A 10,509-nucleotide genomic window follows, 5' to 3' on the forward strand; every position below is an offset into this window, starting at 1 on the left:
GGAAGGGGCTGGGGAGGGGGGGGTTGGGTGCGGGGCATCTGCGTGCCCTCCTCTCCTCCCCCCTCGGCTTTTTCTTGTGTGTGCCGCCCCCCTCCCCCCCCCCCCCCCCACGGATCCCGCCACGGATCCCGCCACGGATCCCGCCACGGATCCCGCCACGGGTCCCTCCGCGGCCGTCGCCGGCACCGGGCGTGCCGGCCGTGACCCCTGGTCCCCGCCGGAAGGGACCGGGGGTTTTCGACACCCGAACACGTGTCCTTTAGTGCGGCCTTGTGCTGGTTTGTCGACGGATGTGTAACAAGGGTTCGAGGAGGCTCCTGAGGCGGGAAGTTGCCGGACATGAACCACAACACCCCGCTCTCTCCCCGCCCTCTGCACCACCTCGCCGACGGCAGCCGCCGCGTCCTGACCGCCGCGCAGCTGCGCGCGCACGGCGTGACCCCCGCGCAGGCCGCCGAGCAGTGCCGCCCCGGCGGTCCCTGGCAGCAGCTCCTGCCCGGGGTCGTCCTGCTCCACCCCGGTCCGCCGACCAGCGAGGAGCGGCTGCACGCGGTGCTGCTGTACACCGCGCGGGAGCGGACCGCGGGCGTCCCCGTCCAGCCCGGCGCGGACGGATCACCCGCGCCCTCCTACGGGGAGGCGATGATCACCGGGCTGGCCGCGCTGACCCTGCACGGCTTCACCTCCGCTCCCCCGCTGCCGTCGCTGGAGGCCTTCGACGTCCTGGTCCCGCGCCTGCGCCGGCTGCGCTCGACGGGCTGCGCCCGCATCGTGCGCGCCTCCGACCCGCCCACGCCGGTACGGGTGACGGTCCCTCAAGTTCCCGGCTCCGCTCGGGCGGGGGGCGCCCCCGTCCCGGTGGCGCCGGTCCCGCGCGCGCTGGCCGACGCGGTGGCGGGCCTCGAGGACGCGGACACGGTGCGCCGGCTGCTGACGGAGGCGGTGCGGGGCGGCCACTGCGAACCGGCCGCGGTGGTGCGGGAGCTGACCCGGGCCCGGCTGCTGAACCGGCCGCACGTGGTGGGCGCGGTGGACTCGCTGCTGGCCGAGGGCCGGTCGATGGCGGAGGCCCGGCTGTACCGGATGGTGCGCGACCACGGCCTGCCGGAACCGGTGTGGAACGTCGACCTGCGCCTGCCGGGCGGCCCCCACCTCGGCGGTCTGGACGCGTACTGGCCGGAGCAGGCGGTGGCGGTCGAGCTGGACACCCGGGCGCCGCGCCCGGGCGGGCGGCCCGAGGACGACGCCCAGTGGTCGGAGTACGCCCGCAAGCGCGAGCTCCTGGAGCGCCTCGGCATCACGGTCGTCCACCTCACCCCGCGCAAGTTGAGGGACGCGGCGGAGCAGCAGGCGGCGGTGGTCCGCACGGCCCTGACGGCCTCGGCCGACCGCGATCCGGCGGCGTACGTGGTGGTGCTGCCCCGTTAGCGGGGTACCCACGGCGGTGCGCGGGAGGGGAGCGGAGGGGCCGCCGGGCGTCGTGGTCCGGTGGTCCCTCCGCGTGCGTGCGGGGTGCGGGGTGCGGGGCGCGGGCGTCAGCCGCCGCAGAACTCCGCTTCGACGACCGCCCCGGCGTCCCCCGCCCAGTCGCCGTTGAAGTTGAACGCCAGGGAGTGCCGGCCGTCCTCCGTCGCGCCGGCGACGGTCCTGGAGCCGGAGATGCCACCGTCGTGGCCCCAGATCGTCGCGCCGCAGCCCAGCGTCATCCTCATCAGGCCGAGGCCGTAGCCGTGGGTGGGGCCGACGGGCACCGTGGTGGTCATCTCGTCCATCTGCTCCGGGGGGAGCAGGCGCCCCGTCAGCAGGGCGCGGTAGAAGCGGTTCAGGTCCTCGGAGTCGGAGACCATCTCGCCCGCCGCGAAGGCGCGGGACGGGTTGAGACGCGTGACGTCGTGGGCGGGGCCCGTCGTGTCCGGCGGCGCCAGCCTGGAGTAGGCGCGGCTGCTGGGCCGGGGCAGGGAGACGCGGGTGCCGGGGACCGAGGTGGCGGTCAGGCGCAGGGGTTCGATGACGCGCCGGCGGACCTCCTCCCCGTAGGGGCGGCCGGTGGCCTTCTCGATCACCAGGGCGGCCAGGACGTAGTTGGTGTTGGAGTACTCCCACCTCCCGGGGGCGCCGGGCTCGAAGTACGGTTCGTGGGCCAGGGCGACCCGCACCAGGTCCTCCGGGGCCCGGGTGTCGTAGCGGTGCGCGAAGAAGCCCTCCTGCGTGGAGTACGTCCGCCGGTAGTCCTCGTCGGACGTGTAGTCGAAGACGCCGCTGGTGTGGTTCAGCAGCTGCCGCAGGGTGATCCGGGTGCCGTCGTGGCCGTTGCCGGTCACCAGGCCGGGCAGCCAGGTGTCGACGGTGTCGTCCAGGGACAGCGCGCCCTCCGCCTCCAGTTGCAGCACCACCGTCGCCACGAAGGTCTTGGTGACGCTGCCGATCCGGTAGTGGTCGCGCGGGGAGCGCTCCCGCCCCGTGCGGAGGTCGCCCACTCCGGCGGTCGCCGACCAGGCGCCCCGCCGGTCCCACGCCGTCGCCGTCACCCCGGGCACACCGGCGGCGACCGCGTCCCGCAGCGCCTGACGGGTCGCCGGGTGGTCGCCGCCGGCGGCGCCCCCCGTCCCGGCCCCGGGTGCCGGGGGCGCCGCCGCTGCGGGGGCCGCCAGGGCCGCCGAGAGGGCCACCGCCACCGCTGCCACCGCCGTCGTCCGCATCCGCATCCGCACGCCCGTGCCTCCCGTCCCTCGTCCGACCGCCGTGATCGTGTGTGATCGTGAGGAGGAAGACCCCGGGCGGGGCCGCCGGGGTTGCTCCGGTCACGGTGGTCGACCGGTTTCCGCCCTTCCCCGCCGGCGGCTCCGCCGCCCCGGACGCCCCCGTGTCCGGAACGTCACCCCGGCGGCACCGGATTGGCGGGTGAGTACGCGGGGGCGGACCAGCGCAGCGGCACGGCGCGCGGGGTGTCCAGGGCCTCCGTGACGGTGAAGTGGACCCGGCGCTCGCCGTCGGGCGCGAACGCGGTGTGCGCCTCGCCGGTGAGCAGCAGGGTCGCCCCCGTCGTCCAGTCCAGGAAGAGCAGTCCCGCCCGGGGGTCCGCGGCCAGGTTGCCGAGGGTGAGGAACATGGCGTTGCCCGGGTAGTCGCGCCAGGTCAGCTCGGTCGGGGAGACGGCCCGGACGAAACCGGGGTTGCCGCCCCGGTGGCTGGCCTCGGCGCCGTCCCCGTGGACGGTGGCGACGAAGAAGGTGTCGGCCGAGTCCACGAACGCCCGCTGCGCGCCGGTGAGACGGCGGGTGCGGCGGGTCTCGCCCGGTTCGCGGTCGGCGACCGCCTCGTACGCGTCGCGCTTCTGCAGGTACTTGGGGCAGTTGGCGAACACCCGGTCCGCCTCGACCGCGAAGCCCCGGGGCGTGGGGCGCGCGCGGCCGTTCAGGCGCATGCGGCGGCGGGTGCGCGGGTCCAGGGCGATGGTGCCGACGGGGGTCCCGCCGGTGGCGAGGGCCGTGGCCAGCGGGTCCGACGGGCGGGGCCCGCCGGTGACCGACACCTGCCGCGGGCCCGTGGCGCGCACGAAGCCGGGGGCGCCGGTGAGCGGGGAGGCCCACACCCTGCCGGTCTCCGGGGCGGCGGCGCCGACCACCAGCAGCGGCTGGCGCTCCAGGAAGGCCGCCGCCACCGGTTTGATGCCGTGCCCGACGGACCGGCCGACGCGGTCGGCGGCCCCGCGGACGCCCACCCGGTCCTGCACGGCGCGCGAGCCCGCGTGGTACACGCTCGTGGTCGTCTCCACGGCTAGAAGAAGCCGCAGGTCGGAGCGGACCCGTGGGGCGCGGGAGCGCCTTCGGCGCCGCTCGGCGCCGAGATCTCCAGGCGCGTCCCGTCCGGGTCGTGGAAGAAGATGCCGCCGGACGCCGCGCCCTCGCCGTGGGCGACGACACCCTCGTGGGCGAAGGCGGTGCCGTGGGCGCGCAGGGCCGCCTCGTACTCCCTGACCCGCTCGATCGAGTCCGCCTCGAAGGCGAGGTGGTGCAGTCCGGCGCGGGTGCCGTCGTACGGCCGCTCCGCCTGCTGCCAGAGCGTGAGCAGGAGGCGCTCGCCGTCGCCCAGGAACGCGTAGCGCCCGCCGTCCTCCTTGCCCTCACCGATCAGGGAGAAGCCGAGGACGTCGCGGTAGAAGGCGAGCGAGCGGTCGAGGTCGGTGACGTTCAGGCCGGTGTGGCCGGGGCGCAGGGTCATGACAGTCCTTTCGCCGGCCCCGCGGAAGCGGGGACCTAACCAGTGAAAGTGACGTTACTGGTTAGGCCCGGAAGCCGTCAACCGGTCACGTACTCTTGACCGGTTAGCACGGAAGGGAGTCCGCCATGTCCGACCGGGACCGCGTCGACCCGCGTCCGCTCACCGGCGAGCCGCTCTCGCTCGACCTGCTCAACACCCGGTGGGTGCAGGAGGGCGCCGCGCGGGACCTGCTCACCGACACCGACGGGCTCGCCGTGTGGCTCGGCGCCCACGGGCTGGAGGACCGGTTCACCGCCGACGCGGCGACCCTGCGGCACACCCTCCGGGCGCGGGACGCCCTGGGCAGGGCGGTCGACGGGGCGCCGGGCGAGGGCGTGGAGGCGGTCGACGCCGTGCTCGCCCACGGACGGATCAGGGTCACGCTCACGCCGGACGGGCCCGGCGAGCGGCCCGAGTTCGACGACCCGTCCTGGGGCCCCGCCTGGCTCGCCGCCCGCGACTACCTCCGGCTGCTCGGCACCGCGCCCGACCGGATCCGCCGCTGCGCCCACGAGGCGTGCGTCCTGCACTTCTTCGACACCTCGCGCAACGGCACCCGCCGCTGGTGCTCCATGGCGGCCTGCGGCAACCGGGCGAAGGCGTCCCGCCACTACGCGCGCACGAAGGACGCCTGACGGGCGCCCGGGGGACGCCCGCGCAACGGACGGGCGCCGTCCGGCCGGACCACCCCGCCCCCGGCCGGGTGACTTGTCGCCTTCGCGCGCCATCTCCCCAAAAGGGCACCGGGGGTTTTCCCCATACGTCCATTGCGATTCGGTCAACCCTCCCCAAACATCAGTCCCTTGCGTAAGGCTCGGCGATCGTCCGGGATCACCTTCCGGACCGTTGCGACCAGGGCCGATCGGCTCCGGTCGCTCCACGACCGTTCCCTACCTCCGAGGGATGCCGATGACCCACACCTCCCAGCGCGAGCCGATAGCGGGCACGAGACGCGTGGCCCGCATCGCCGTGGCCGCCGGTCTCGTCGCCGCGCTCTCCGCGGCCGGACCGGTCCCCCTGGCCCTCGCCGCCGACGCGCCGCCGGCCGCGCCCGTCGACGGTGACGTCAAGTCCGCGCACGACAAGCTCGGTTCCAAGGACGCGGACCTGCTCGCCGAGGCCAAGGCCGACGGCGCCAAGCACGTCACGATGATGATCGCCACCGCGCCCGGGAAGACCGAGCAGGTCGCCGGGCAGCTGGACGCGGTCAAGGGCGGCTCGGTCGGCCGGACCCACGACGCGCTCGGCTACGTCCGCGCCACCGTCCCCACCGCCCAGGCGGACGCGGCCATCGCCGCCGCCGCCAAGCTCTCCTCCGTGCACGGCATCGACCTGCTCGAGGAGATCCCGCTGGACGACCCGACGCCGGGCGCGGACACCACCAGGGGCGCGAGCGGCAAGGCGGACAAGGGCGGCACCTCCTACCCGGCCCCCGACAGGCGGACCCCCGCGAAGAACCCGTACAACCCGTCCTTCGAGACCGGCGCGGTCGACTTCGTCAAGGACAACCCGAAGGCGGACGGCCGCGGCATCACCATCGGCATCCTCGACTCCGGTGTCGACCTCGGCCACCCGGCGCTGCAGAAGACCACCACCGGCGAGCGCAAGATCGTCGACTGGGTGACGGCGACCGACCCGATCGTGGACGGCGACCAGACCTGGCGCCCGATGGTCTCCTCCGTCTCCGGGGGGACCTTCACCCACGGCGGCAGGACCTGGAAGGCCCCGGCCGGCTCGTACCGGATCAGCACCTTCCTGGAGTCGTACACCACCGGCGGCGACGCGGGCGGCGACGCCAACCGCGACGGCGACACCACCGACTCCTGGGGCGTGCTCTACGACCCCGAGGCCGGCACGGTCCGCGTCGACCTGAACAACAACTTCGACTTCTCCGACGACACCCCGATGAAGCCGTACAAGGACGGCTTCCAGATCGGGTACTTCGGCACCGACGACCCGAAGACCGACGTCGTCGAGCGCCAGCCGTTCGTCGTGGAGATCCGCAAGGACGTCCCGATGGACCCCTACGGGGGCGACTGGATCGGCAAGAAGGCCGACTTCGTCAACATCGGCGTCATCGAGGGCTCGCACGGCTCGCACGTCGCCGGCATCACCGCCGCCCACGGCCTGTTCGGCGGGAAGATGAACGGCGCCGCCCCCGGCGCGAAGATCGTCTCCTCCCGCGCCTGCACCTGGAGCGGCGGCTGCACCAGCGTCGCGCTCACCGAGGGCATGATCGACCTCGTCGCCAACCGCGGCGTGGACATCGTCAACATGTCCATCGGCGGCCTGCCGGCGCTGAACGACGGCAACAACGCCCGCGCCGAGCTCTACACCCGCCTGATCGACACCTACGGCGTCCAGCTGGTGATCTCCGCGGGCAACTCCGGCCCCGGCGCCAACACCATCGGCGACCCCTCGCTCGCCGACAAGGTCATCTCGGTCGGCGCCAGCATCTCCAAGGAGACCTGGGCCGCCAACTACGGCTCCGCGGTGCAGAAGAAGTACGCCATGATGCCGTTCTCCTCGCGCGGTCCGCGTGAGGACGGCGGCTTCACGCCGACGCTGGTCGCGCCCGGCGCCGCGATCAACACCATCCAGACCTGGATCCCGGGCGCCCCGGTCGCCGAGGCGGGCTATGGCCTCCCGGCCGGCTACGGCATGCTCCAGGGCACCTCGATGGCCTCCCCGCAGGCCGCCGGCGCCGCCGCGCTGCTGCTGTCGGCGGCGAAGCAGAAGGGCATCGACCTGACGCCCGCGAAGCTGCGCACCGCCCTCACCTCCACCGCCGACCACATCAGCGGGGTGCAGGCCTACGAGGAGGGCGCCGGCCTCATCGACATCGAGGACGCCTGGAAGGCGATCCGCGGCGGCGCCACCGCGCACACGTACGAGGTCAAGGCGCCGGTCGACACCGCGATCGACCAGTTCCTGAAGACCCCCGGCTTCGGCACCGGCCTCTACGACCGCGAGGGCGGCCTCAAGGCCGGCCAGAAGAAGACGTACGACATCACCCTCACCCGTACGTCCGGCCCCGACCGCGCGGTCCGGCACACCCTCGGCCTCGAGAACAACGCCGGCGGCACCTTCCGCATCGTCGGCGGCAGGAGCGTCGCGCTGCCGCTGAACAAGCCGGTCACCGTCAAGGTCCAGGCCGCGCCCGGCTCGGCCGGCCTCAAGAGCGCGATCCTCGAGGTCGACGACCCGCGCACCAAGGGCGTGGACCGGCAGGTCCTGACCACCGTGGTCGTCTCCGCCCCGCTGAAGCACACCTTCTCCGCCAAGGGGACGGTGCAGCGCAACAGCACCACCTCCTACTTCGTCACGGTGCCCGAGGGCGCGAAGACGCTGGAGATCGGGCTGAGCGGGCTGAAGGACACCAGCCAGACCCGGTTCGTCGCCATCCACCCGTACGGCGTCCCGTCGGACCCGACGTCGACGGTCAACTGCTACCCGAACTACACCAACCCGGCCAACACCTGCCGCCCCGACCTGCGGTCGTACCCGAACCCGCAGCCGGGCGTCTGGGAGATCGAGGTCGAGTCGCGCCGCACCTCGCCGCTGCTCGACAACCCGTACAAGCTGGACGTCGCCGTCCTCGGCGCGGCCTTCGACCCGGAGACCGTGACCGTGTCCGAGGCGAAGGTCGGCGCCCCCGCCGCCGTCTCCTGGAAGGTGACGAACGGGTTCGCCGCCCTGGACGGCAAGCTGGTGGGCGGCCCGCTCGGCTCGTCCAGGACCGACCGGCCGGCCATCCGCACCGGTGAGACGCACACCACCACGGTGGAGGTGCCCGAGGGCGCCGAGTCGCTCGACGTGGCCATCGGCAACGTCACCGACGCCGCCGCCGACCTGGACCTGGCGGTCTACGACCAGAGCGGCAAGCGGGTCGCCCAGTCCGCCGACGGCGACTCGGAGGAGTCGGTGTCCCTCGCCAAGCCCGCCGCCGGCACGTACACGGTAGAGGTCGTGGGCTACTCCGTCCCGGCCGGTTCCACGGACTACGACTACCGGGACGTGTTCTTCTCCGCCTCGCTCGGCACCGTCACCGTCGACGGCTCCGCGCCGGTGAAGCTCGGCACCGGTGCCTCGGCCACCGTCTCCGGCCAGGTCACCGCCGCCGCGGCGGCTCCCGAGGGCCGTGCGTTCTTCGGGCAGGTCCAGCTGGTCAACGCGCGCGGCACGGTCGCGGGCGTCGGCAGCGTGGCGATCGAGAAGGTCGTTCCGTAAGGCAGCGGCCGGCACACCAGGGGGCGGGCGTCCGTACGGGCGCCCGCCCCCTCGCCGTGTGCCGTCGTCCCGCCGGGTGCCGTCGTCCCCCTGGGTGCCGTCTCGTTCAGTCGCAGCCCGGGGTGCGCGCCTCGGGGGGCGCGGCGAGGATCCGGGCCCGCTCGGGGGCGATGGCCTCCTCCCCCACGATCACCGTGTCCGGGTGGTCGCCCCCGGGGGGCAGGCCGACCATCACCCGGTCGCGTCCAGCACGAAGGCGACCCGGTCCCCGTCGTCGCCCCGGTGGACGCGGGTCACCGCGAGCGCGATCCGCTCCCGGCCGGCGCCCGGCACCGGCCGCACCGCCAGGACGGTGCCCTCGGCGACGAGGCGGGCGCAGGCGAGGTGGCGGGCGCAGGTGAGGTGGCGGGCGCAGGTGAGGTGGCGGGGGTTGCCGAAGGCGGCACCGGCCTCCTCCCGGTCGGCCGCGGAGCCCGGGGCCGCCACCGCCCGGTCGGCCGCCGCACCGGACGCGTCCGAACGGCACCGGCCCTCCTCGCCCTGATTTCCCCCACGACTTTCCCCCACGACGCCGCTGCCGCCCGGAACGTTCATCCGGGTCCTGCGGGGACCGCCGAGGCGTACGTCACATCTCCGTGTGGCCGGAGACCGACCGGGCAGGGGACCTTGCGGTCCGGGGGCCCCGGAGGCTGAATTCCTGCAGTTCAGGACGGTTGCGGCCGGAGGTCCGCAACCAGGGGTCGCGGCCGGTCCGTCCCACTTGGCGGGCAGGGGCCGCAAAGAATTGGACAGGCGGGCCGTGGTCGGCCGCATCATGGAAGAGCCTCGGCCACGCAATCAGGTACGTATCAGGACAGTAGGGAGTCGCCGTGAGGGTCGGAATCGTCGGAGCCACCGGTCAGGTGGGCACGGTCATGCGCAGGATCCTCAAGGAGCGGAACTTCCCGGTCACCGAGCTGCGCCTGTTCGCCTCGGCCCGCTCGGCGGGCACGGAACTGGACGGCGTGACGGTGGAGGACGCGTCGGCCGCCGACTACACCGGCCTGGACATCGTGCTGTTCTCCGCGGGCGGCGCGACCTCGAAGGCGCTGGCCGAGAAGGTCGCCGCGCAGGGCGCGGTCGTGATCGACAACTCCTCCGCCTGGCGCAGGGACCCCGAGGTCCCCCTCGTCGTCGCCGAGGTGAACCCGCACGCGATCGCCGACCGCCCCAAGGGCATCATCGCCAACCCGAACTGCACGACGATGGCCGCGATGCCGGTCCTGCGTCCGCTGCACGCGGAGGCGGGCCTGGAAGCCCTGGTCGTCGCCACCTACCAGGCGGTGTCCGGCTCGGGTCTCGCGGGCGTCGCGGAGCTGCACGGCCAGACCCGGAAGGTGGTCGACGAGGCCGACGAGCTGGTCCACGACGGCTCGGCGGTCGACTTCCCCGAGCCCGACGTCTACCAGCGCCCCATCGCCTTCAACGTGCTGCCCTTCGCCGGCAACCTCGTCGACGACGGTCTGAACGAGACCGACGAGGAGCAGAAGCTGCGCCACGAGTCCCGCAAGATCCTGGAGATCCCCGGCCTCAAGGTCTCCGGCACCTGTGTGCGCGTCCCGGTCTTCTCCGGTCACTCCCTCCAGGTCAACGCCCGCTTCGCCCGCCCGATCAGCCCCGAGCGCGCGACCGAGCTGCTGGCCGAGGCCCCCGGGGTCGTCCTCACCGACATCCCCACCCCGCTGCAGGCCGCCGGCCAGGACCCGTCCTACGTGGGCCGCATCCGCCGCGACGAGACGGTGGACCACGGCCTGGCCCTGTTCCTCTCCAACGACAACCTCCGCAAGGGCGCGGCGCTGAACGCCGTGCAGATCGCGGAGCTGGTGGCGCAGGAGCTCACCGCGAAGTGACCTGACCCCCGTGTGACGCGTCCCCGGGGGGGGGGGGGGGGGGGGGGGGGGGGGGGGGGGGGGGGGGGGGGGGGGGGGGGGGGGGGGGGGGGGGTGAGGGGGGGGGGGGGGGGGGTGGAGGGTGAGCGGG

Annotated in this window: 9 protein-coding genes; 4 read left to right on the top strand and 5 right to left on the bottom strand. The window is 74.2% G+C overall.

Annotated elements, in window-relative coordinates; all coding sequences use genetic code 11:
• Window positions 1–339 precede the first annotated feature (339 nt).
• Window positions 340–1,428: a hypothetical protein gene (locus tag ACZ56B_RS20730; protein WP_468792250.1), complete on the top strand. Its 1,089-nt coding sequence runs from the start codon at window positions 340–342 to the stop codon at window positions 1,426–1,428.
• Window positions 1,429–1,535: 107 nt separating this feature from the next.
• Here the strand turns inward: ACZ56B_RS20730 and ACZ56B_RS20735 are convergent, their stop codons facing one another.
• The 3 genes from ACZ56B_RS20735 to ACZ56B_RS20745 form a co-directional block, all read right to left on the bottom strand.
• On the bottom strand, window positions 1,536–2,705 hold the full coding sequence (locus tag ACZ56B_RS20735; RefSeq protein ID WP_468792290.1) for a serine hydrolase domain-containing protein: 1,170 nt from the start codon (window positions 2,703–2,705) through the stop codon (window positions 1,536–1,538).
• A gap of 170 nt (window positions 2,706–2,875) precedes the next feature.
• Entirely contained in the window at window positions 2,876–3,775 is a 900-nt protein-coding gene (locus ACZ56B_RS20740) for a pyridoxamine 5'-phosphate oxidase family protein (RefSeq protein ID WP_468792252.1), read from the bottom strand.
• A gap of 2 nt (window positions 3,776–3,777) precedes the next feature.
• Complete coding sequence (locus ACZ56B_RS20745) at window positions 3,778–4,221, bottom strand: VOC family protein (RefSeq protein ID WP_468792255.1); 444 nt, start codon at window positions 4,219–4,221, stop codon at window positions 3,778–3,780.
• 125 nt (window positions 4,222–4,346) lie between these two features.
• Between ACZ56B_RS20745 and ACZ56B_RS20750 the strand changes: the two genes are divergently transcribed.
• Window positions 4,347–4,895 carry a CGNR zinc finger domain-containing protein gene (locus ACZ56B_RS20750; RefSeq protein ID WP_468792258.1) on the top strand — a complete coding sequence of 183 codons (549 nt, stop codon included), beginning with the start codon at window positions 4,347–4,349 and terminating at the stop codon, window positions 4,893–4,895.
• Between the two features lie 274 nt (window positions 4,896–5,169).
• The gene (locus ACZ56B_RS20755) at window positions 5,170–8,490 is read left to right on the top strand and encodes a S8 family serine peptidase (RefSeq protein ID WP_468792261.1); all 3,321 of its coding nucleotides are present in this window, start codon (window positions 5,170–5,172) and stop codon (window positions 8,488–8,490) included.
• 106 nt (window positions 8,491–8,596) lie between these two features.
• Here ACZ56B_RS20755 and ACZ56B_RS20760 read toward each other — a convergent pair whose 3' ends face one another.
• Together ACZ56B_RS20760 and ACZ56B_RS20765 are read right to left on the bottom strand one after the other, a co-directional pair.
• A complete protein-coding gene (locus tag ACZ56B_RS20760) occupies window positions 8,597–8,722 on the bottom strand; it encodes a hypothetical protein (RefSeq protein ID WP_468792264.1) in 126 nt (41 codons plus the stop codon).
• Window positions 8,722–9,084 (bottom strand): hypothetical protein, encoded by a 363-nt coding sequence (locus ACZ56B_RS20765; RefSeq protein WP_468792267.1) that lies wholly within the window; start codon window positions 9,082–9,084, stop codon window positions 8,722–8,724. Before ACZ56B_RS20765 ends, ACZ56B_RS20760 begins: the two co-directional genes overlap by 1 nt.
• A gap of 275 nt (window positions 9,085–9,359) precedes the next feature.
• Here ACZ56B_RS20765 and ACZ56B_RS20770 point away from each other — a divergent pair, with 275 nt between their 5' ends.
• The gene (locus ACZ56B_RS20770) at window positions 9,360–10,379 is read left to right on the top strand and encodes an aspartate-semialdehyde dehydrogenase (protein WP_468792269.1); all 1,020 of its coding nucleotides are present in this window, start codon (window positions 9,360–9,362) and stop codon (window positions 10,377–10,379) included.
• The last annotated feature ends 130 nt before the right edge of the window (window positions 10,380–10,509 follow it).

It is taken from the genome of Streptomyces sp. NPDC034670, assembly GCF_055574875.1.

Excerpts from the sequence above, each read along its gene's own strand:
- ACZ56B_RS20730 (WP_468792250.1), top strand. The coding sequence starts at position 340 with ATGAACCACAACACCCCGCTCTCTCCCCGCCCTCTGCACCACCTCGCC.
- ACZ56B_RS20735 (WP_468792290.1), bottom strand. The coding sequence starts at position 2,705 with ATGCGGATGCGGACGACGGCGGTGGCAGCGGTGGCGGTGGCCCTCTCG.
- ACZ56B_RS20745 (WP_468792255.1), bottom strand. The coding sequence starts at position 4,221 with ATGACCCTGCGCCCCGGCCACACCGGCCTGAACGTCACCGACCTCGAC.
- ACZ56B_RS20750 (WP_468792258.1), top strand. The coding sequence starts at position 4,347 with ATGTCCGACCGGGACCGCGTCGACCCGCGTCCGCTCACCGGCGAGCCG.
- ACZ56B_RS20755 (WP_468792261.1), top strand. The coding sequence starts at position 5,170 with ATGACCCACACCTCCCAGCGCGAGCCGATAGCGGGCACGAGACGCGTG.
- ACZ56B_RS20760 (WP_468792264.1), bottom strand. The coding sequence starts at position 8,722 with ATGGTCGGCCTGCCCCCCGGGGGCGACCACCCGGACACGGTGATCGTG.
- ACZ56B_RS20765 (WP_468792267.1), bottom strand. The coding sequence starts at position 9,084 with ATGAACGTTCCGGGCGGCAGCGGCGTCGTGGGGGAAAGTCGTGGGGGA.